19 protein-coding genes and 1 tRNA gene are annotated in these 20,961 nt (G+C 47.4%); 4 read left to right on the forward strand and 16 right to left on the reverse strand.

All coding sequences use genetic code 11. The features are described 5' to 3' along the window. Window positions 1-4 precede the first annotated feature (4 nt). The 3 genes from ribD to glyA are packed head-to-tail and all read right to left on the reverse strand — an operon-like array spanning window position 5 to window position 2,891. Window positions 5-1,141, reverse strand: a complete 1,137-nt coding sequence (ribD, locus tag EST55_RS10595; protein ID WP_129497425.1) for a bifunctional diaminohydroxyphosphoribosylaminopyrimidine deaminase/5-amino-6-(5-phosphoribosylamino)uracil reductase RibD — start codon at window positions 1,139-1,141, stop codon at window positions 5-7. Continuing rightward, window positions 1,134-1,583 carry a transcriptional regulator NrdR gene (gene nrdR / locus EST55_RS10600; protein ID WP_053952613.1) on the reverse strand — a complete coding sequence of 150 codons (450 nt, stop codon included), beginning with the start codon at window positions 1,581-1,583 and terminating at the stop codon, window positions 1,134-1,136. The genes ribD and nrdR overlap by 8 nt, the downstream gene beginning before the upstream one ends. A gap of 51 nt (window positions 1,584-1,634) precedes the next feature. Continuing rightward, window positions 1,635-2,891, reverse strand: coding sequence for a serine hydroxymethyltransferase (gene glyA, locus EST55_RS10605; protein WP_129497426.1), 1,257 nt, complete (start codon window positions 2,889-2,891; stop codon window positions 1,635-1,637). A 159-nt stretch (window positions 2,892-3,050) separates the two neighbouring features. Here glyA and ettA point away from each other — a divergent pair, with 159 nt between their 5' ends. Then, window positions 3,051-4,715: an energy-dependent translational throttle protein EttA gene (gene ettA, locus EST55_RS10610; RefSeq protein WP_129497427.1), complete on the forward strand. Its 1,665-nt coding sequence runs from the start codon at window positions 3,051-3,053 to the stop codon at window positions 4,713-4,715. Between the two features lie 6 nt (window positions 4,716-4,721). Here ettA and EST55_RS10615 read toward each other — a convergent pair whose 3' ends face one another. Genes EST55_RS10615 through radA form a run of 4 tightly spaced genes read right to left on the reverse strand, consistent with a single transcriptional unit; the run spans window position 4,722 to window position 8,622 of the window. Beyond that, window positions 4,722-5,471 (reverse strand): ABC transporter ATP-binding protein, encoded by a 750-nt coding sequence (locus EST55_RS10615; protein ID WP_129497428.1) that lies wholly within the window; start codon window positions 5,469-5,471, stop codon window positions 4,722-4,724. Window positions 5,472-5,476: 5 nt separating this feature from the next. Further along, entirely contained in the window at window positions 5,477-6,469 is a 993-nt protein-coding gene (locus tag EST55_RS10620; protein ID WP_164976539.1) for an iron ABC transporter permease, read from the reverse strand. Further along, window positions 6,462-7,268, reverse strand: coding sequence for an ABC transporter substrate-binding protein (locus EST55_RS10625; protein WP_129497430.1), 807 nt, complete (start codon window positions 7,266-7,268; stop codon window positions 6,462-6,464). The genes EST55_RS10620 and EST55_RS10625 overlap by 8 nt, the downstream gene beginning before the upstream one ends. After that, on the reverse strand, window positions 7,258-8,622 hold the full coding sequence (gene radA / locus EST55_RS10630; protein WP_129497431.1) for a DNA repair protein RadA: 1,365 nt from the start codon (window positions 8,620-8,622) through the stop codon (window positions 7,258-7,260). The genes EST55_RS10625 and radA overlap by 11 nt, the downstream gene beginning before the upstream one ends. A 62-nt stretch (window positions 8,623-8,684) precedes the next feature. On the opposite strand from radA, the gene EST55_RS10635 reads away from it, so the two are divergent. Then, window positions 8,685-11,189 (forward strand): PilZ domain-containing protein, encoded by a 2,505-nt coding sequence (locus EST55_RS10635; RefSeq protein WP_129497432.1) that lies wholly within the window; start codon window positions 8,685-8,687, stop codon window positions 11,187-11,189. Here EST55_RS10635 and serB read toward each other — a convergent pair. Continuing rightward, window positions 11,175-11,825 carry a phosphoserine phosphatase SerB gene (gene serB / locus EST55_RS10640; RefSeq protein ID WP_129497433.1) on the reverse strand — a complete coding sequence of 217 codons (651 nt, stop codon included), beginning with the start codon at window positions 11,823-11,825 and terminating at the stop codon, window positions 11,175-11,177. The two genes, EST55_RS10635 and serB, sit on opposite strands and share 15 nt — an antisense overlap. 26 nt (window positions 11,826-11,851) lie before the next feature. Here serB and EST55_RS10645 point away from each other — a divergent pair, with 26 nt between their 5' ends. Continuing rightward, on the forward strand, window positions 11,852-12,475 hold the full coding sequence (locus EST55_RS10645) for an AhpA/YtjB family protein (RefSeq protein WP_232709784.1): 624 nt from the start codon (window positions 11,852-11,854) through the stop codon (window positions 12,473-12,475). A 21-nt stretch (window positions 12,476-12,496) separates the two neighbouring features. Here the strand turns inward: EST55_RS10645 and EST55_RS10650 are convergent, their stop codons facing one another. Then, window positions 12,497-13,255 (reverse strand): TatD family hydrolase, encoded by a 759-nt coding sequence (locus EST55_RS10650; RefSeq protein ID WP_129497434.1) that lies wholly within the window; start codon window positions 13,253-13,255, stop codon window positions 12,497-12,499. 8 nt (window positions 13,256-13,263) lie between these two features. After that, window positions 13,264-14,853, reverse strand: coding sequence for a peptide chain release factor 3 (prfC, locus tag EST55_RS10655; protein WP_088767720.1), 1,590 nt, complete (start codon window positions 14,851-14,853; stop codon window positions 13,264-13,266). Between the two features lie 178 nt (window positions 14,854-15,031). Here prfC and EST55_RS10660 point away from each other — a divergent pair, with 178 nt between their 5' ends. Further along, complete coding sequence (locus EST55_RS10660) at window positions 15,032-16,723, forward strand: methyl-accepting chemotaxis protein (protein ID WP_129497435.1); 1,692 nt, start codon at window positions 15,032-15,034, stop codon at window positions 16,721-16,723. On the opposite strand, the gene EST55_RS10665 is transcribed toward EST55_RS10660, so the two are convergent. From EST55_RS10665 to EST55_RS10690, 6 genes are all read right to left on the reverse strand, one after another. Continuing rightward, the gene (locus EST55_RS10665) at window positions 16,720-17,916 is read right to left on the reverse strand and encodes a phosphopentomutase (protein ID WP_129497436.1); all 1,197 of its coding nucleotides are present in this window, start codon (window positions 17,914-17,916) and stop codon (window positions 16,720-16,722) included. The two genes, EST55_RS10660 and EST55_RS10665, sit on opposite strands and share 4 nt — an antisense overlap. Before the next feature lie 5 nt (window positions 17,917-17,921). Next, on the reverse strand, window positions 17,922-19,253 hold the full coding sequence (deoA, locus tag EST55_RS10670; protein ID WP_129497437.1) for a thymidine phosphorylase: 1,332 nt from the start codon (window positions 19,251-19,253) through the stop codon (window positions 17,922-17,924). A gap of 2 nt (window positions 19,254-19,255) precedes the next feature. Beyond that, window positions 19,256-20,002: a deoxyribose-phosphate aldolase gene (gene deoC / locus EST55_RS10675; RefSeq protein ID WP_129497438.1), complete on the reverse strand. Its 747-nt coding sequence runs from the start codon at window positions 20,000-20,002 to the stop codon at window positions 19,256-19,258. Between the two features lie 9 nt (window positions 20,003-20,011). Continuing rightward, window positions 20,012-20,458, reverse strand: a complete 447-nt coding sequence (gene rimI / locus EST55_RS10680) for a ribosomal protein S18-alanine N-acetyltransferase (protein WP_129497439.1) — start codon at window positions 20,456-20,458, stop codon at window positions 20,012-20,014. Continuing rightward, window positions 20,451-20,762: a hypothetical protein gene (locus EST55_RS10685; protein WP_129497440.1), complete on the reverse strand. Its 312-nt coding sequence runs from the start codon at window positions 20,760-20,762 to the stop codon at window positions 20,451-20,453. Before EST55_RS10685 ends, rimI begins: the two co-directional genes overlap by 8 nt. Before the next feature lie 91 nt (window positions 20,763-20,853). Then, window positions 20,854-20,930: transfer RNA gene (locus EST55_RS10690), tRNA-Trp, on the reverse strand. Window positions 20,931-20,961 lie beyond the last annotated feature (31 nt).

Genomic DNA, 20,961 nt, shown 5'->3' on the forward strand with positions numbered 1-20,961 from the left:
ACGCTTAACCTTTTCCTGTCATAAATTGGGGTACTGCGATAACTCGTTGGTCATCACCAACCTGACGCCTGTCAGTTATTTTAAAGCGTATCGCTTTGTCTAAAGTATTCGGTTCGTCAATATCAAAGAGTGAACGCGCCGCGTTGCCCAGTAGCTGACCTGAGCTGTACATTATTAGCCGGTCACAATAACCCGCCTCTATAAGTGCTGCTGCTAAAGAGGCACCACATTCAGTCCAAACTTGATTCACTTCCCGTTTAGCCAGCTCAGTCATCAAAGCGCTCAGCTCAACTTTTCCGCTGGCTGCTTTATCAATTATAACCTCGTGGCAATGGGCATGGCGGATCGGTTTTCCCGGCTCGCATCTAACTAACCATACCGGTGCGGATGATTCAAAGATTTTAGCATCATCAGTCACTCGGTTTTGGCTGTCGATAACAATACGTATCGGCTGTTTTAACGGTTCAGGTAAAGACCTTGTCGCTGGCCACTGGCTCTGCCGAACCGTCAGCATGGGGTCATCTTTTAAAATGGTATCAGCACCAGTAAGGATCGCGTCGGACTGAGCTCGCCAATACTGAACATCGGCACGCGCATGGGAACCTGTTATCCATTGGCTGCGGCCATCCGATAACGCTGTTTTTCCATCCAGCGATGAGGCCATTTTGACAGTAATGAAAGGACGGTTTTCTCGCATTCTGGACAAGAACCCTGGGTTCAGCTGTTCCGCAGATTTTTCCAACACGCCAACCAACACGTCAATATCCGCTTCGTGCAAACGCTTAATGCCATTGCCACTTACCCGAGGGTTCGGATCATGCATAGCAACCACAACACGCGCAATGCCCGCTTCAATTAAAGCGTCCGCACAGGGCGGCGTGCGTCCCATGTGGCTGCACGGCTCTAAAGTCACATAAGCCGTTGCACCTTTTGCGTCAGCACCGGCCTGCTTTAACGCATGAACTTCCGCGTGCGGTTCGCCGGCTCGCTGATGCCAGCCTTCACCAATGATTTTATTGTCTTTGGTTATCACACAACCGACAGCAGGGTTAGGACGCGTTGTCATAATACCGCGCCGAGCCAACTCAATGGCACGATGCATCATTTCGTGATCAATTTTTAGCTGCGACGGTTTAATCATTCAGACGAGCGATTTCTTCGCCAAACTCTCGAATATCTTCGAACGAGCGATAAACGGAAGCAAACCTTACATAGGCCACTTTATCGATTTGTTTCAGGTTTTCCATAACCAATCCGCCAATAAAATTACTGGTTATTTCACGCTCACCCGTCGCACGGATACTCGATTTAATTTTATTAATAGCCTGTTCCATAAGCTCCAGACTAACTGGGCGCTTTTCGAGTGCTCTTAACAACCCGTTACGGAGCTTATCTTCATTGAATGGTTCTCTCGAGCCATCGGTTTTAATAACCCGCGGCATGATAAGTTCAGCCGTTTCAAACGTCGTAAAACGCTCCTTGCAATGATTACACTCTCGCCGGCGACGTACCGAGGCGCCATCCGCAACTAATCGCGAATCAATAACCTTGGTGTCTTGTGTGCCACAAAATGGACAATGCATTGCCTGACTCCTTTAAGTGCGCTTTACGACTCGAGTAACGATAGTGCGTAATTATCCGTATACTGGAAAATTAGCGCATAACGCTTTTACTTGTTCGCGAACTTCGCTGATTTTGTTTTCGTTCGAGATATCATCCAGAACGTCACAAATCCAGTTAGCAACTTGTTCAGCTTCCGCTTCTTTAAAGCCACGGCGAGTAATTGCCGGTGTACCTAAACGCAAGCCAGAAGTCACAAAAGGTGAACGTGGGTCATTCGGAACCGCATTCTTATTAACCGTAATAAATGCATCACCTAAAGCAGCATCTGCATCTTTACCGGTAATGTCTTTGTCAATTAGGTCAACCAGGAACAGGTGGTTCTGAGTACCGTTAGAGACAATCTTATAGCCGCGAGATTGCATTGCTTTGACCATTACGTTCGCATTTTTTAACACTTGTTGTTGGTACGCTTTGAATTCAGGCTGTAAAGCTTCCTGGAATGCGACCGCTTTACCAGCAATAACATGGCAGAGTGGACCACCTTGGTTACCCGGGAATACGGCGCTGTTCAGTTTCTTGTGTAGCTTTTCGTCATCACTACCGGAAATAATCAAACCACCACGTGGGCCCGCCAGGGTTTTATGCGTAGTCGTTGTAACAACATGCGCATAAGGCACTGGGTTTGGATATTCACCGGCAGCAATTAAGCCCGCTACATGCGCCATATCGACCATTAAATAAGCGTCTACTTTATCGGCAATTTCACGGAATTTTTTCCAGTCAACAATACCAGAGTATGCTGAGAAGCCGGCAACAATCACTTTCGGCTTATGTTCTTGCGCCAGCTTTTCAACTTCGGCGTAGTCTATTTCGCCAGTGCTTTCATCCAGACCGTAAGACACTGCGTTGTACAATTTACCGGAGAAGTTAACACCAGAGCCGTGAGTTAAGTGACCACCGTGAGCCAGGCTCATGCCTAAGAAAGTATCGCCCGCTTCCATTAATGCCATAAAAGCCGCAGTGTTTGCTTGTGAACCAGAGTGCGGTTGCACGTTTGCGTATTTTGCACCGAATAACTCTTTGGCACGCTCAATGGCTAAGTCTTCAACCTTATCGACAAACTCACAGCCACCATAATAACGCTTATGTGGATAGCCTTCTGCGTACTTGTTGGTTAACTGAGAACCTTGCGCCTGCATGACTCGCGGACTGGTGTAGTTTTCTGACGCAATCAGCTCAATGTGTTGCTCCTGACGCTCAACTTCGCCTTGCATCGCTTGCCATAAGTCCGCATCAAAGTCGGCAATGTTCATCTCAGATTTCAGCATTACAGCTCTCCAAATCATTAAATGGTCTTAATTTGTCGGGTATTTTACCTTAAAACACAAATGAGTGCCTAGTTCAGCACAACAAAGTTTGGGGATGTTCGTAAATAACAGTAAACTATGCAGTAACTTTTTTGTTGATAGGAAGGATTTTACGTCGCTATGGCGCAATATATCTATTCAATGTCTCAGGTGAGCAAAGTAGTGCCACCTAAGAAAACCATCTTAAAAGATATTTCTCTGTCGTTTTTTCCAGGGGCCAAAATTGGTGTTCTGGGTGTTAACGGTGCCGGTAAGTCGACCCTGCTCCGCATTATGGCGGGTGTTGATACAGAGTATGAAGGTGAAGCTCGCGCATTATCAGGGACTCAAATTGGTTACCTGCCACAGGAGCCTGAGCTCGATGAAAGCAAAACGGTCAAAGAAACGGTTGAAGAGGCTGTTACAGACGTAAAAGAAGCGCTGGGCCGCCTCGATGAAATTTACGCGGCCTACGCTGATGAGAATGCTGATTTCGACGCGCTGTCGAAAGAACAAGGCGAACTGGAAGCACTGTTGCAAGCCAAAGACGGTCACAACATTGAAAATATTCTGGAACGCGCAGCAGATGCTTTACGCCTTCCTGAATGGGACGCCAAAATCGGCAACCTGTCGGGTGGTGAGCGACGTCGTGTGGCTATTTGTCGTTTACTGTTATCTAAGCCGGACATGCTGCTGTTAGACGAGCCTACCAACCACCTTGATGCAGAGTCGGTTGCTTGGCTAGAGCGTTTCTTGCACGATTACACGGGGACCGTCGTTGCCATTACCCACGACCGCTACTTCCTCGATAACGTTGCAGGTTGGATCCTTGAACTTGACCGTGGCTATGGTATTCCATGGGAAGGTAACTACTCGTCCTGGCTGGAACAGAAAGAGAAACGCCTGGAGCAGGAAGAACGTGCCGAGAAAGCTCGCCAGCGGACGATTAAACAAGAACTTGAGTGGGTACGTACTAACCCGAAAGGTCGCCAGGCGAAAAGCAAAGCGCGTCTTAACCGCTTTGAAGAGCTGCAAAGTGGCGACTATCAGAAACGTAACGAGACCAACGAGTTGTTTATTCCGCCAGGCCCTCGCCTGGGTGATAAGGTCATTGAAGTTAACGGTATTAGTAAGGCTTACGAGAAGCGCCAGCTTATCGACAACCTAAGCTTCAGTGTTCCTAAAGGCGCTATTGTCGGTATTATCGGTCCTAACGGCGCGGGTAAATCAACCTTGTTCCGTATGATCAGCGGCGAAGAAAAGCCTGACAGTGGCTCTATCGAATTGGGTGAAACCGTGCAACTGGCCAGTGTTGATCAGTTCCGCGACAACATGGATGACAAGAAAACCGTCTTTGAAGAAATTACTGACGGTAACGACATCCTGAAGATTGGTAACTTTGAAGTTAATGGTCGCGCTTATGTCGGTCGCTTTAACTTCCGCGGTACCGACCAACAAAAACGCATTGGCGAGCTATCTGGTGGTGAACGTAACCGGGTGCACTTGGCTAAGCTGTTAAAAGCCGGCGGTAACGTTCTGTTGCTCGATGAGCCAACCAACGACTTGGACGTTGAAACCTTGCGCGCACTTGAGGAAGCCATTCTGGAATTCCCGGGCTCTGTGATGGTTATCTCGCACGACCGTTGGTTCCTTGACCGCATTGCCACGCATATTCTGGATTACCGTGACGAAGGCGAAGTGGTCTTCTACGAAGGTAACTACAGCGATTACGAAGCTTATATGAAGGACAAATTCGGTGAACAGGCAATGGAGCCGCACCGTATTAAATATAAGCCTATTGGCTAATAACCGTTATAAGGGGCGAGGCTGCCAGGCTACGCCCCTTTTATTGCAAATCCAGTTCGCATGGATCCCAAAAGTGGCCGCCAAATTCTCTTTGGTTAACACCTCAAAGGGTTGTCCATGACAAACTAGCCGGCCTTTATCCAGCAAGACTAATTCATCACAATATTCAGCCGCCTGTGGGATATCGTGAATGGCCATCATTACTAACCGCCCCTTCTCGCTTTGTTTTTTAAGTAGCTGCAACACATTAAGTTGATGGTAGATATCCAGAGCATTAGCTGGCTCATCACAAAGTAACAGCTCGGGCTCAGAAACAAGTGCCCTAGCCAGCAAAACCCGCTGTAACTCACCTCGCGATAGTCGTTGAATCGAGTGACCAGTAAATTCAGAAAGATTAAGTGTTTCACTCGTTTTTTCAATACGCCGCTGTCGCTCTGAGCGAGGAAGTCGCTTCTTTAAAAGGCCAATGTCGATAATCTCTTCTATGGTCAGATCCCACTGTGGGGTATCGTCTTGAGCCATATACGACAACGTATTTGCCCTTTCATTATCATTCATGCCCGATAGCGACTGTCTATTCCATAAAAGCTTTCCCGAAGCTGCTTCAACCCCAGCTATTGCCTTTAGCAGAGAGCTTTTACCAGCGCCATTGGGGCCTATCAGACCGATTAATTTGCCGCTATCAAGAGACAACCCGACGTTGCTCAGCCTTGGTCGATTAATGCCTTTCAAGCTCACATTATCTATGGTTAGCACTGTATTTACCCTACCGCATGCCGAGCTTTCTGCCTTACCAACAGAAAAATCAGTAAGGGCGCCCCAATAACCGCAGCAACGACCCCCAGTGGTAACTCTCGCCCCACACTCATTAGGCGCACAAAAATATCAATCGATAACACCAGCAAAGCTCCGGTTAACGCGCTCATAGACAAAACGTGTTTGGGGTGGCCAAGTCCCAAGAGCCTTACCACATGAGGTGCAAGCAGGCCCACAAAACCAATAATACCAACACTAACGACGCTACTTCCTGTCAGTAATGCCACAGCAATCAACACCAGATTGCGTCTTATCGGGTAGCTATATCCCATACTGACAACGGTTTCTTCGGAAAAAGTGAGTGCGGTTAAGAAACGCGTTTGAGTCAACACCAAGACTGCACCGACAAAGGCAAGTGGTAGCATCAACATGACGTGTGACCAGCCTCTGTTTGCCAGGCTTCCTAATGTCCACTGACTCCATTCTTGAAAAGCAAATGGGTTAGGGGCTAAATACAACAGCAGCGCCATTGCAGCACCCGCCAATGAGGAAATCGCAACCCCCGCTAAAATGACCCGGTTAACGTCGGCGTAGCCTCCCGCCATCATCACTACGACAATAATAGCGGCCAAGCCACCAGCCAATGCAATAAACGGTAACAACCAGGAAAACGTGGGCAGCAAACCAAAGTACAGTACAGCCACCGTTGTTAAAGCTGCGCCAGACGATACACCTGTCAGTCCTGGCTCTGCCAGTGGGTTTCTGAGTAACAACTGCATGGCTGCCCCTGCCAGTCCAAGCGCTGCGCCGTTAACAAGTGCAAGTACCAACCTTGGCAATCGAATGTCCACTAAAATGGTCTTTTGATAAACCGACAAAGTGCCACTTTGCCACCAGTCCAAAAGCGTGACTCCGCTACTACCTTGCGATGCGTGCCACAACGAGAGTGCTATAATGCCGGTAGTGAGCACTAACATCCATTTCATTAACCTACTCACGGTTGCCTCTCCTGTGGCCAAGCGCTTCGACGTACTCAACTGCATTCACGACTGGGCATGACGACGTTTCATGAGGAATGAAATGGACTTTGTCTTGTTCCTCCATCCATCTGCGTACTACGGGATGATGCCGCCAAATATTGGCCAGAGCGAAGTCAGCTGACTTGGCGTCATCGGTGAAACCTTCCATAATGACGGTGTCCGGCTGCCAGCTTATCAGCTGCTCTAAGTCGATCGATACTAAGTCATAGCCGGCTGTAGAGGCGAGATTTTGCCAGCCCATTTGGCTAAATATGCTGTCCGTCCAGCTACCTTCTCCCCAGCTATACTGATTCGGCATAATAACAATTGCCGATCGGCTATCCGCTTGCGACTCAAGCGCAATTTGCAGCTTCGTTTTATGTTGGTCTACTTTTTCAGAATACCCCGTTTGGGCTGACATAATAGACAACCACTGTTCATAATCCTCCCAGCTCCGGGGTTGCGGCAAAATGACAACATCCACATAGTCCTTCAACGCCTCAATCAACCTCCGCTGGTTAAACTCCGTCGCAAAAACCTTCGTTGGTCTTAAAGACAAAATGCTTTCCAGAGTACCGTTGTGCCTTTCGATACCGGACAGTTCACTATCTTTATGCAATTTAGTAATACCGACCAGCTCACCGCGTTCGCTCCAACGCGCCAGCGCAATATCGACACACTGGTTGAGGGAAACCCAGCGCTTTTTATTCTCAGCCTGAGCCGGTAGGGTTGTCAACGCAATCAGCAGAGCGCTTATGGTAGTAAATTTAAATAACATCCAACGCCTGCTGTAGATTTTTCACACCAATAACTTCCATACCTTCCGGCGCCATTTTAGGTTTATTGGCAATAGGCACCACGGCTTTTTTGAAGCCATGCTTGGCCGCTTCATTTAATCGCTCCAGCCCGTTTGGCACAGGACGGATTTCGCCAGCTAAGCCGACCTCACCGAAAGCCACCAACTCCCTGGGCAACGGATCGCCTTTAAAGCTCGATACAATCGCCAGAAGTAACGCCAAATCGGCTGAGGTTTCTGCCACTTTTACCCCACCAACCACATTAACGAACACATCCTGGTCGGACACTTGCAAACCGCCATGACGATGCAAAACAGCGAGCAATAACGCCAACCGCGTTGCTTCTAAGCCCACCGCTACACGCCTTGGATTTGCTAATGCGGAATAGTCGACGAGTGCCTGTATTTCAACGAGTAATGGTCGAGTACCTTCCCAAACCACCATAACCACAGAGCCGTTACCTTGTTCTTCAGCACGCTGTAAGAATATTGCAGAGGGGTTTGATACCTCTTTCAGGCCTCCTCCCGTCATAGCAAATACGCCTAACTCGTTTACCGCGCCGAAGCGGTTTTTAGTGCCTCGGAGCGTTCGATAACGTGAATCGGAAGAGCCATCTAAAATAACGGAACAGTCAATACAGTGCTCCAGTACCTTAGGTCCTGCCAAAGACCCCTCTTTGGTCACATGACCGACCATAATAATGGCAACATTCTTTTGCTTTGCGTAACGCGTTAAGTAAGCGGCCGCTTCCCGCACTTGAGATACGCTGCCTGGCGCCGACTGAATGTCCGCCAAGTGCATTACCTGTATTGAGTCGATAACCATAATGGCTGGTTTTTCTTTGTCAGCCAGCTGGCAAATGGTTTCTACAGAGGTTTCTGACAACATTCGTAATTTATCAGTCGGCAAATTCAGGCGCTGTGCTCGCATGGCAACCTGCTGTAACGACTCTTCCCCGGTCACGTACAATGCAGGCATTTTCTCAGCGAGTTGGCAGAGCGTTTGTAACAATAGAGTACTTTTCCCGGCTCCGGGCGAGCCACCAATTAAAATAGCCGAGCCCGGTACAACGCCGCCGCCCAACACTCGGTCGAACTCTTTAAAGCCAGAGCTAAAGCGCGGCACTTCCTGCAGATCAACCTCATTAAGCGTTTGCACTTTGCTTTCAGTCATTCCCGCAAACCCCTGACGCGCGACTGCCGGAGAAGCAGGTTTTGATGCCAGACGAACTTCGGTTAAGGTATTCCATGCTTTACACTCTGTGCACTGCCCTAACCAACGAGGGAAGTCTGCTCCACAGTCGTTGCACACGTATGCCGTTTTTGCTTTTGCCATTAATCTGCTTCTCGTTTTAATATGAGGTAATATTCAAGAATAACGAATAAAAATGGATCTTGATGCCAAACTCTTATTTTGACCAATTAATTGAACAGTTGAAACCCGTTATTTACGATTCTGATTTCGACGCTATTTTCCAGACCTTAACCAAAGATCTGGACGGTCCCACTCGTTTCAAATTAAAAATGGAGCTTAACCGACTTGCTGCTCCTTGTCGTCGAACAGTTGATTTACGGAATCAAGTCGATGACGAATGTTTTCCTTATGAGCATCAAGGCCGTCGGCATCAACTGGACAGCGTTGCTATCGAGATCTTTGAAAAAGGTCTGGAGACCTACAAAGGCGTATTTACTCAAGACACATTTGAACAAATTCTTGACGCCGATAATCAGCTACGTCGTGCCCAGGAGGAAGAGCGAGCTTATGCACAAAGCCTTGCGTCTCAAAATGCTGAGCCGGTAAGCGGCCAGTCGCCATTCAGAGATGAGTCTAACGAGCCCTATTCCTATTTAGCGGAAACTTTCCATTTTGGTCGTTATCCGTATCGCTCAGAAGAGCGCATGAATTTTACCATAGATGTTCTGTTAACCGACGCTGACGAGCAGCAGTTTAAAGGGATTACCGCCGACATATCCATTACCGGTATGCGCATAAGGCTGGACGAACCACGAGACATTAAGGCACAAGAACAACTCGAGCTGTCCTTTGTCGGCTTAGCCAAAGAGTTTACCGTCGACCCTGAAATGCGCATTCCCTATGTCGTCGTTGGCGTACAGCAAGTTGATGGAAAGCAGTACATTAATTTAAATCGAGCGTCAGAGTTTCGCTCCGACGAACTTGACCGTTTCTTCCAGCGTTTCATTAATGGCTACAAAAAACGTTATCGCGTTAATATTGATAACACCTATGACAGTGTCATTAATAAAGGGTACGAGCAGTTTTTCTTACCGAGAACGCGGCAATTACCGGTTTACTTTTCAGAAGCAAACAAACGGCTCATTGCGGACTATGTGTTAACGACAGACAATAATCGTTTTGTTTTAGATACTTGGTTAAATGAGCTCAATCAAATTAGTTTCGGTTCAATATTTAATGTCCGGCGCAGTCAGCAGATTTTCGAACAGTTAGAGTCAGCCGGTACAGCACAGCTGATTATTTTGAGCTTTTCCATAACAGCGCGAGGCAAAATCTATCACTATTCAGCCACCGTCGATGAGTTAAAGCGAGCCGGGCTTTGGGATACCTATATTGCCTTTGGTCGTCAAAAAGCTTCCTGGCGAGTGTTTCAGGTTGACGTTCGTTCTTGCAATAGTGAGCTGGCCTGGCAACCACAAGCGGTTCCGGAGCATATAAAAGTCCCTTTTCGTATCAATCCTCCTTCAGTTGAGGTAAAGCAGGCAGTTAAGCCGCTGAAATACCTGGCGGCGGTTTCCGATGTTACCGCTTACGTTAATGATTTAACTGTTGGAGAAGTTAATAAGTCACAACTTCCTTCTTTAAAGGCCTTTGCACATCCGCCTGCGGTACCGTTAAGAACCAAAGAAGCGCGTTTAGAGTTCGTTAACCTGCGCAAAGAACGGCGCTTTAACTACCGCAGCCGTTGCCGCGTGAAAGCCGGTAAGTTTGTCAGAGATGCGATGATTATCGATCTCTCAATAAGTGGCTTACAGGTACAAATGGATACCCCAGCCAGTATCTCTGCAGGCGATACCGTCTATATCTCTATGACCGGCTTTTTAAAAACGTATAAAAAAGCCAAACTCAGCGAGCTGCCTTACCTTGTCGCATCAACCGACCGCGCAGGAACGACATTACGGCTAAAAGCGGATACAACCGCGGAGCCTCACCGGGGGTCTGACTTTATTCGCTTTCTGATACGTGAGCAACGAGATGTCTTAAAGCTACAAGTCGAAAACACATCCGTTAACGGTCTGCCGTTATGTTTAAGAAATTTATATTGTTATGCGCCAGCAGCGGTACCGGTGTTTTTTAATCGCTCAAAACAAAAAGCACTCTCAACTCGCCGGGTTGGCGTTTCTTCATGGACCTCCGGTTGGTTAAGTATTCTGAAGCGTTTACCCGGTAGCCGCGACACTATTATTAACTTACAACCACTGTTACGAGGAAATTCAGTAACTGAGGTGTTTGAGCCCAAACTCAAGTCCATGAAGCGTGATGCGTTTCCGGAGTCACTTCTGCTCCTTATTAGGCTTTATCGTCAAAATGGAGAGTACATTGTTCAAACTCAATGGTGTGAAACTCACGCTACCGACGATATCCATGGCTTTATTGATCAATGTTTGCCGAACTCGGTCTTTCGCGCTATTGCTATCAATTTATCAAGAGCCGGCAAGCCGGATATCCAATTTATTCAGGCAGAACTCGCGTATATGAGCTACTACGCGGCCTACAAAGCGGAAGACTTAGAAGAAGAACTATGGAAAATTTTCGGCGTTGCCGAAACTATCGATGTCACGTCCAGCTTACTCAGCTTCACACTGCCGGATTCGGCTTCCATTAACGAACAAGAAGAGCGGCTGGTTTCATGGTTAGATAAGCTTTGAACTCTCTAAACAGAAAAGAACCTGGCGCAAGTCAGGTTCATCAATACAATAATCCGCGATACGTTTTAATGACGGTTTAGCCTGATAAGCAATACCCACGGCAGCCCGTTCAAGCATCATAGCATCGTTGGCTCCGTCACCGACAGCGACCGTTTTAGACATCGGAATATTCCACTTGTTTGCTAAGTCCTGCAGGGAGCTGGCTTTGATGCGGGCATCGACTATATCACCCAAAACCCGTCCTGTGAGAAGCCCGTCACTCACTTCTAGTTGATTCGCAATAACGGCATCCGCCTGAAGTTCAGCAGCCAGCCTGTCGGCAAACCAAGTGAAGCCTCCTGAAACAATCGCACGCTGCCATCCTTTTTCTTTTAAGGTGGAGAACAATTCTTTTGCTCCTGGATGCAAAGGAATAGGGTTAAATAGCGCCTGAAGTGACGACTCACTAACGCCCTTAAGACAAGCCACCCTCTGGCGTAACGACTCACTGAAATCCAGTTTTCCTTCCATCGCCGCTTTTGTTATGCCTGCAACTTTAGTATAACAATCATTGAGTCGAGCAATTTCATCGATACACTCAATACCAATTAGGGTAGAATCCATATCGAAAACGATTAAACCAGACGGATACTTCATGAATCAAAAACTCCTGAATCTGTGCTATGCGTACTCAACAAAATAATCTCTGGCAACCACTTAAAAGCTGGTTGTTGAAGGATACAACTCGCGCTTTTATGCACATTGCGACCAAACGCGCTTTGCGACTGGGTGCTGCGGCAGGTTTGCTATTTATTATTATTAACGTCTGGAATATTGCCAGTGTTCAGTCACAGCAGCAACTTTTTAACCAAACCCAATCAATTACCGAACTGCTAATGCAGCAAGTTGAGCACGAAGCACATCATTGGGTTGAACAACGAGAAACCGACAAATTGCAGCAATTGGTTGACTATGTAACCAGCCAGCCACATGTGTTGTCTGCGGTTATTCGCGATCGCTTTGGTGAAGACATGGTCACATCAGGGGCGGCGACATCTATCATCGACTGGCCGGCAACCAGTTTAAAGGCGGATCCCTGGATACTGATCGAAGAAATCAACGAAGAGCAACATATCAGTGGCTATATCCAGGTAGTATTTGATAAAAGCACTTTGTTAGCCCAAAGCAGACAAGCGCACGACGGCCTAATGCAGCAAGGCAAAGTACTGCTGTTGCTCGCCATGCTAGCGGGCGTGTTTATTATGCTGGGTTTTAACCGAATACGAGACCGTTACTGGCAGAAATAGGCACTACTTTCGATATTAGCTTTAGCTAAACAGCTCGACACTGTTCTGCCATAACTGTGACGCCAGCGCTTCCTTATCAGTGCTTTTTAATTCAGCTAAAGCTTCTAATACAAGGGCCACTCGATAAGGCTCATTTCTCTGTCCTTGATACCCGGACAGCGGCATATCGGGTGAATCGGTTTCGAGTACCAGGCTTTCTATCGGTACTTCTTGGATAGCCTGCCTAGTTTTTTGTGCACGGTCGTAAGTGATCACTCCCCCCACACCGAGCTTATAGCCTTGCTCAACAAACTTCATCGCCTGTTGATGGCTGCCGCTAAACGCATGAATAACACCTCGCTCAGGCCCGTACTTCTTAATATCGGCATGAGTACGGTCGAGCGTTTTACGGTGGTGAATAATAACCGGTAGTTTCAACTGCTTTGCCAGCTCAAGCTGACGAATGAAAAGCGTATGTTGCTTGTCATAGTCCGGGCAGGTTTTATCAAGACCAATTTCTCCTACCGCTTTTACCTGCCCCTTTTTCTGCTCCAGCGTCCTCTCCAGCACTTCGATATCGCTGATGTCGTGCTCTTCAATAAACCAGGGATGCAAACCCAGTGCATAAGACCAACTAGTGTTCTTACTTGCTAAAGATGACAGTTTCTCCCACTGGTTTCGTGTCACCCCAGGCACCATAAATCGCTTTACGCCAGCTTCATTGGCTCTTTCCAGCACCGCCTCTCTATCCTTATCAAAGGCATCAAAATCGAGGTGACAGTGCGTATCAAAGAGCCGCATATTAGCTATCAGTGCTCGCGTGTATGGGTAAAGGTGATATCAGGGTAGCGCTCTTCAGCCAAACTTAAGTTCACCATAGTCGGCGCTATGTAGGTTAAGTTATCACCGCCATCTAGCGCCAAATTCGATTCTGCTTTTCGACGGAATTCATCCAGCTTTTTCTCGTCTTTCGACATAACCCAACGTGCTGTAGCGACATTAATGTTTTCGTAAATGGCTTCCACTTTGTATTCGGTTTTCAAACGATGAACCACAACATCAAACTGCAGCACACCTACCGCTCCAACAATAAGGTCATTACTGATAAGCGGCCGAAATACCTGCACAGCACCTTCCTCTGATAGCTGAACCAAGCCTTTTAGCAGTTGCTTTTGCTTAAGAGGATCTTTCAAGCGAATGCGACGGAATAGCTCCGGTGCAAAGTTTGGAATACCACTAAATTTAAACTCCTCACCGGCTGTGAAGGTGTCGCCTATTTGGATAGTACCGTGGTTATGCAGACCAATAATATCGCCAGGGAAAGCCTCTTCAACATGCGAACGGTCGCCTGCAAGAAAGGTCAGTGCATCGCTAATTCGGACATCTTTACCGGTTCGCACTTGCCGCATTTTCATGCCTTTTTCATATTTACCCGACACAATTCGCAAAAACGCCACTCGGTCGCGGTGTTTCGGGTCCATATTCGCCTGGATCTTAAAAATAAACCCTGAAAAGTTTTTATTATCAGCCTCGACAAAGCTGCCCTCATCTGTCTCGCGCGATTGAGGTTTAGGTGCCCAGTCCACAAGCCCATCGAGCATATGATCAACACCGAAGTTTCCAAGTGCGGTACCGAAAAACACCGGTGTTAATTCGCCTGCTAAAAACATTTCTAAGTCAAAAGGATTTGATGCTCCCTCAACCAGCTCAATTTGTTCCCGCAATTCTTCAGCCCACACGCCTAGACGTTCATCGAGCTCAGGGTTGTCGAGACCTTTTATAATGTCTTCCTCCTGAATTCGGTGTCCTTGGCCGGTTTTGTAGAGAATGACCTCGTCACGCAGTAAATGGTAAACGCCTTTGAAGTTTTTACCTGAGCCGATTGGCCAGGTGATAGGCGCACACATGATTTTCAGAACATCTTCCACTTCATCCAACAGCTCTAAAGGATCGCGAATATCGCGGTCAAGCTTGTTCATAAACGTCAAAATAGGCGTATCTCTTAAGCGAGTGACTTCCATCAGCTTAATGGTTCGGTCCTCGACACCTTTCGCACCGTCGATAACCATTAAACAAGAATCCACCGCCGTTAGCGTTCGGTAAGTGTCCTCCGAGAAGTCGGCATGCCCTGGCGTATCCAGAAGGTTGACCAGCGCCTCGTTATACGGAAACTGCATAACCGAAGTCGTGACGGAAATACCCCGCTCCTGCTCCATTTCCATCCAGTCTGATTTTGCGTGCTGTCCGGACTTCTTTCCCTTTACTGTGCCCGCTTTTTGAATTTGATGACCGTGCAGAAGTACTTTTTCAGTAATGGTCGTTTTACCCGCATCGGGGTGAGAGATAATCGCGAATGTACGTCTTTTTTCAACTTCTTCGTGTAACTTTGCGTCAGACATTAACAGCACTCAATTTCGGTTATTAATTAATTGCCCTTATTTTCGCTTATCTGCTGCCGATACACAAATTAAGGATGACTAACACCAACTTAATAAGATTCCACAAATGTCTAACAGATAAGTTGTTTAGCTTGTACTAAACTAGACAAGTTAACGTCATAACCAAGGCTACGAAACTATGAGATTGACCATTAAAGCGAAAGTGTTCTCTCTGGCACTCATTCCACCACTGCTTATAGCCGTTTTCCTGACCTGGTACAACTTGTCTCAGTCGACACAAGTTGCGCAGAACGCGGTGTCAGACTTTAAGTCACAAATGCAAAAAGATGCCCGAGAGGAAGTCCGTAACTATCTGCAATTGGCTATGAGTTCAATTGAACATTTGCTTGAAGACGACTCATTAGGCTCTTTACCAGAGCGCCAAGAGCGTGCGAAACAAATTTTGCGCCAGCTTCGCTTCGATGATTCCGGTGACGTCGGTTACGTCTTTGTTTATGACGATAAAGGAAACAGCATCGCGCACGGTGTGAATCAGTCACTGGAAGGCAAGAACTTATACAACTTTAAAGATCCAAACGGCGTTCTTCTCATCCAAGAGCTGATCGAAGCGGCAGAGAGTGGCGGTGGTTTCGTCGAATACGACTGGGAGAACACCAGTGGTCAGGTCAATCCCAAATTAGGTTACGCGGATATGCTGTCAGAGTGGGGCTGGGTTGTTGGTACCGGCTTTTGGACAGCTGGTCTACAAGAGCAAACACAAGTTATTGAAGGTAATGTTGACGATGCCTTAGCAGAGTCCACTGCGAGTACCATCATCGCATCCATTATTGTGCTGCTTATCATCGCTGCCCTTGCCCTTTTTGTCGTGAAAGGAATTACAGGGCCGCTGAAGCGGGCATTAAATGCAATGGATCAAATAGCTAAGGGCGACGGCGACCTGACCCAACGTTTAGATACCGACAGCAATGACGAAATGTCAGAGCTTGGCCAGGCATTTAATAACTTTGCCGACCAAGTCTCTGATATGGTCGCCAATATACGGACGTCGGCAACGTCGGTTACTCACTCGACTCAGCGTTTAGACGGTGTACTTACCGAAGCGCGTAATGGGGTTAACGAGCAGCAGGAAGAAAGCGAACAGATTGCGACCGCTATTAATGAACTGGCGACAGCGTCACAGGAAGTTGCCCGCAGCGCAAGTGAAGCATCAAGCGCTGCAGAGCAAGCAGAAGAGCTTGTGCACTCCGCTAACCATCTGTTAACTAAGGCCGTTAATGTCATTCATGGCCTTGCTGAGAAAGTAGAAGATGGCTCGTCTGAAGTGGAAAAATTGAATGCGCACTCTGCTGAAATTGGCTCAGTACTGGATGTTATTCGTGCCATTGCCGAACAAACAAACTTATTGGCTTTAAACGCTGCTATCGAGTCTGCCCGCGCGGGCGAAGCGGGACGCGGCTTCGCAGTTGTTGCTGACGAAGTTCGTACGCTGGCTAAGCGCACGCAAGACAGTACTCACGAAATTGAAAGCATGATTGAGCAGTTACAAAGTGGCAGCAAACAGGTATCAGAGGTGATGTCTGCTATTAAAGAAGGCAGCGAAACCAGTGTTGCTGAAGCTGCAGAAGTCGAAACGGCACTGGCTCAAGTGTTGGAAGCGGTGAATACTATCAATAGTCAGAATGCTCAAATTGCGACGGCAGCGGAAGAACAAACCTCTGTGTCTGAATCCATTAATGAAAACATGACAAAGATTGTCGATATCGCTAAGCAAACTGCCAGCGGTACTCAGCAAGCGGGTGAGCATATGCGCGAGCTTACGGACACAGCTCACCAGCTCGAAGACAATGTAAAGCGCTATCGCATTGACTAAATGTCGATAGCCTGGCCTTCATCCATTGGCGTGAGTTGAAACCAACGGCAGAGCGTTTGACCTAAATCGGCAAAGCTCTGTCGTTCACCATGATTCTTTGGCTCGATCTTGTTCCCCGATAGCAACAATGGAACATATTCTCGGGTATGATCGCTACCCGGCCAAGTTGGGTCACAGCCATGATCAGCCGTTAGCACAAGCAAATCATCTTCTTTCATTGCACTGATGACTTTTGGCAACCAAAGGTCAAAACGTTCCAGCTCTTCGGCGTAGCCCTTCGCATTGCGTCGATGCCCATATAGCGTGTCAAAATCGACTAAATTGGTGAAAATAAGGGTGTTGTCACCCGCGGTACCCATTGCTTTTAACGTTTCGTCCATTAGTTCAGATAAGTCTTTTCCTTTAAACGACTGACTGATGCCGCTATGCGCAAAGATATCTGAAATTTTACCAATGCCAACGACCTGTCCCCCAGCACTTTCTAATTTATTCAATACCGTCGGCTTAGGAGGCAATACCGAGTAATCTTTACGATTAGCCGTTCTGACATAATCATCGGGCGTTTCCCCGACAAACGGACGCGCTATAACACGGCCAATATTATAGTCGTCCAGCAACCCTCGCACTTGCTCACACAGTTTATAGAGGCGCTCAAGACCAAAATACTCTTCGTGTGCGGCTATTTGAAAAACTGAGTCTGCGGAGGTGTAAAATATGGGAGCGCCAGTCTCAATATGCTTTTGACCCAGCCGCTGAATAATTTCAGTGCCAGAAGCATGACAATTGCCCAAAATACCCGGTATACCCGATTGCGCTTGAATCTTTTGCAGTAAGTCTTTTGGAAAGCTGTTCTCTTTATCCGTAAAGTATCCCCAGTCAAAGTGGACCGGCACCCCCATCAACTCCCAATGACCTGACGGCGTGTCTTTACCGGATGACACCTCTGCCGCCCACGCAAATGCGCCTTCGGTTTCACATTCATGAATACCATCTGCGTAATGGCCAACAGCGCCTCGGTGAGCCTCACCAAGCCCTAACTTAAGCAAGTTCGGTATACTGAATGCGGCGCCTGATTGCTTACGTTTTTCGGCGATATGACCAAACGTATCGGCACCTAAGTCACCAAATTTACCAGCGTCCGGAGCCGCTCCGATACCTAAAGAATCTAAAACAATCACGATTGCTCTGGCCATAAAGGTTACCTTGTCAGCCGTTCGTAAATTACTGGGTTCGGCGGCAGTGCAGTCTCAGTAAATGTCATAGCGGATAAAAACATCTCTCTAGCTATGTCGACTTTGCATCTGTCATTACCGCAAATCCAGGCTAGCGGCCGCCCTTTACTTAGTTGAGTTCCCAGCGGAGTCATATGCTTAATACCAACACTTAAATCTAATGTATCATCCGCTTTACGACGGCCACCTCCTAGCTGCACTACCGCCATGCCTATCGACCTCGTATCATACTCACTTAGGTACATGTCCAAATGTTTATCGGGGGCATAAACAGGCTCTATAATTTTTGCCTCAGATAAGTAATGTTCAGGTCTCTCAATAAAATCCGCAGGACCGTTGAGTAACCGCACCATTTCAGCGAATCGCTCAGCTGCAGAGCCTGTATCCAATGCTTTAATGACCCGCTGTTTTGCATCGTCCAGGCTTTTTGCTATCCCCCCGGACAAAAGTGACTCAACAGCCAACGCCTGAGTGACCTCATGAAGCCGCGCATCTCGGTGCCGCCCCGTTAGATAATCAACCGCCAGTTTCACTTCCAGCGCATTGCCTGCCGTCGATGCTAACGGTTCATTCATATCGGTCACCAACGCGGATGTCGATACACCGAGTTGTCCGCCGACGCTGACAATTTTTCTGGCCAGCTCCAGCGATTTCGCATGACTTGGCATGAAAGCACCGTTGCCCGACTTTACGTCCATGACCAACCCGTCAAGACCTTCAGATAGCTTCTTTGACAAAATGGAAGCAGTAATTAGCGGAATCGACTCAACGGTGGCCGTTATATCCCGGGTAGCATAAAATCGCCTGTCGGCTGGCGCCAAGTTACCGGTTTGTCCGATAATGGCGACGCCGGCTTTCTTCACGACGTTTTTAAACGTGTCATTATCCGGTGTCGATTGATAGCCCGGTATCGAATCGAGTTTGTCTAACGTGCCGCCGGTATGCCCTAAACCACGTCCCGAAATCATCGGCACATAACCGCCGCAAGCAGCAATAATAGGTCCCAACATTAAGCTGACAACATCACCAATCCCGCCAGTCGAGTGCTTATCCAAAATAGGACCATCAAACTCTGACTTCGGCCAACTCAGAACATCTCCGGAGTCTCGCATAGCCTGAGTCAGGCTTATTGTTTCATCAGCATTCATGCCATTAAAATAAATAGCCATTGCCAGAGCTGCGATTTGCCCTTCACTGACGCTATCGTCGCAAATGCCGTTAACGAACTGGTGAATCTCCCACTCAGTCAATTGAAGAGCATCACGCTTTTTTCGAATACTGTCTTGAGGCAAATACATGGTTAGTGATTATCCACAACCGCCTGGATATCCTTCAGTAGGCTGCTTGCACCAATTCGGAAATGCCCCGGTGTCACCCAGTTCTTCCCCATAATTTCTTCAGCCAGATTAATATACTGCATAGCTTCTCCTACCGTGCGTATACCACCAGCCGCTTTAAAACCACAGTCTGTGCCGCTCGCCTTAATAACACCCAGCATCGTTTGAGCCGCCGATAAGGTCGCGTTAGTGTCCACTTTGCCTGTTGAGGTTTTAATAAAATCAGCGCCATTGGCAATAGCAATTTCACTTGCCGCCACAATAGCATCCTGTGTTTTAAGCTCACCCGATTCAATAATAACTTTTAATATTACTTCATCGCCGCAAACGTCCTTGCACTCACGGACTAATTCAGCTGGCGTGCTCTCATCGCCATTTAACAGCGCTCTATATGGCAAGACAACATCAATTTCGCGCGCCCCTGCCGCTATAGCTCGCTCAGTTTCCGAAACAGCTCTCTCAATATTTGTACTTCCGTCTGGAAAGTTAGTGACGGTTGCGATAGGAATGTTGAGGCTCTGCTCTTCGAAGTAAGTTTTCGCTGTCGCCACCCATTCCGGAAAAACACAAATAGCGGCTACCGACTGGCTACCAATTTCTACCTTCGTGCAGAGTGATTCAATAGTGGCTTTATCATCGTCATTGTTCAAAGACGTCAAATCGACATAGGATAATACCTGTAAAGCCTGTGCATGATTTTCCGATGGCATAAACTTCTCCTAATTCTGTTCGCTTTGCCACTTCATGACTAAAGCGTCTTCGTAGCCATTATGGGTTTTGTAATAGTCGGAGCGCTTAGCCAGCTCGCTGAACCCATACGTTCGATATAAATTAATTGCAGTTGTATTGGACGCGCGTACTTCAAGGAAGACCAACATACCGTTGTTCGCCGCATAGTTTAAGGTATCCTGCATTAAGTAATGCGAAAAACCCTGCCCCTGGTGCTTTGGATCAATAGCGATATTAAAAATGGTGAGTTCGTCCAGTACCTGCTGGCAAATAATATAACCGACTGTTTCTTCGTCAACGACTAACTGTCTATTATAGTAAGCTGGCCCATGACTTTGGCAAAAAACCGATAAGCTCCATGGGTGCGCGTGAGCTAGCCGCTCGATTTCATAAGAGCGACTGTCAGGAGTAAAGCATTGAATTTTTATGTCAGGCATGGTTTAGACGTTGCCAAAGCGCTTTTTTAAAGTCAGCCGTTGGTAGATTATCAAACCAGGTATCGTAATTGAGACAGTTATCTGATAGTTCCGTTATTTTAACCGCTACCGGTCGCTCACCGACGCATAAGCAAAAGTCGTTAAACCACTGCGGTAGCTCAACCGGTAATTGTGTCTCGCCAACTAAATGATAAGAGCCCAACTTATAAAAATATTGACCTTTTGGCTCAGGCGCTTTTTCCCAAAGTGGGATATTCATAGCGGCTAATGCCTGCATTTGCTGAGAAGTCCACTGAGCATTCATAAAAGTTACCGTATAGATGAATTACCAAAGTAAGTACTAAAAGATATGAATGTAGTGTAATTGAGCAGAATAAATAAGACTAGTGAAGAGTTGGCAGGGGCGGAGGGATTCGAACCCCCAACCGTCGGTTTTGGAGACCGCTGTTCTGCCAGTTGGAACTACGCCCCTAACTCTTGAGGCATGGATTATACCGACAACA

Source organism: Idiomarina sp. 29L (assembly GCF_004123135.1).
GTDB lineage: Bacteria > Pseudomonadota > Gammaproteobacteria > Enterobacterales > Alteromonadaceae > Idiomarina.

Coding starts and splice junctions, on each gene's coding strand:
- EST55_RS10645 (WP_232709784.1), top strand. CDS start 11,852: ATGCGTACTCAACAAAATAATCTCTGGCAACCACTTAAAAGCTGGTTG.
- nrdR (WP_053952613.1), bottom strand. CDS start 1,583: ATGCATTGTCCATTTTGTGGCACACAAGACACCAAGGTTATTGATTCG.
- deoC (WP_129497438.1), bottom strand. CDS start 20,002: ATGCCATCGGAAAATCATGCACAGGCTTTACAGGTATTATCCTATGTC.
- EST55_RS10635 (WP_129497432.1), top strand. CDS start 8,685: ATGCCAAACTCTTATTTTGACCAATTAATTGAACAGTTGAAACCCGTT.
- deoA (WP_129497437.1), bottom strand. CDS start 19,253: ATGTATTTGCCTCAAGACAGTATTCGAAAAAAGCGTGATGCTCTTCAA.
- EST55_RS10660 (WP_129497435.1), top strand. CDS start 15,032: ATGAGATTGACCATTAAAGCGAAAGTGTTCTCTCTGGCACTCATTCCA.
- ettA (WP_129497427.1), top strand. CDS start 3,051: ATGGCGCAATATATCTATTCAATGTCTCAGGTGAGCAAAGTAGTGCCA.
- prfC (WP_088767720.1), bottom strand. CDS start 14,853: ATGTCTGACGCAAAGTTACACGAAGAAGTTGAAAAAAGACGTACATTC.
- radA (WP_129497431.1), bottom strand. CDS start 8,622: ATGGCAAAAGCAAAAACGGCATACGTGTGCAACGACTGTGGAGCAGAC.
- ribD (WP_129497425.1), bottom strand. CDS start 1,141: ATGATTAAACCGTCGCAGCTAAAAATTGATCACGAAATGATGCATCGT.
- rimI (WP_129497439.1), bottom strand. CDS start 20,458: ATGCCTGACATAAAAATTCAATGCTTTACTCCTGACAGTCGCTCTTAT.
- EST55_RS10650 (WP_129497434.1), bottom strand. CDS start 13,255: ATGCGGCTCTTTGATACGCACTGTCACCTCGATTTTGATGCCTTTGAT.
- glyA (WP_129497426.1), bottom strand. CDS start 2,891: ATGCTGAAATCTGAGATGAACATTGCCGACTTTGATGCGGACTTATGG.
- EST55_RS10685 (WP_129497440.1), bottom strand. CDS start 20,762: ATGAATGCTCAGTGGACTTCTCAGCAAATGCAGGCATTAGCCGCTATG.
- serB (WP_129497433.1), bottom strand. CDS start 11,825: ATGAAGTATCCGTCTGGTTTAATCGTTTTCGATATGGATTCTACCCTA.
- EST55_RS10665 (WP_129497436.1), bottom strand. CDS start 17,916: ATGGCCAGAGCAATCGTGATTGTTTTAGATTCTTTAGGTATCGGAGCG.
- EST55_RS10625 (WP_129497430.1), bottom strand. CDS start 7,268: ATGTTATTTAAATTTACTACCATAAGCGCTCTGCTGATTGCGTTGACA.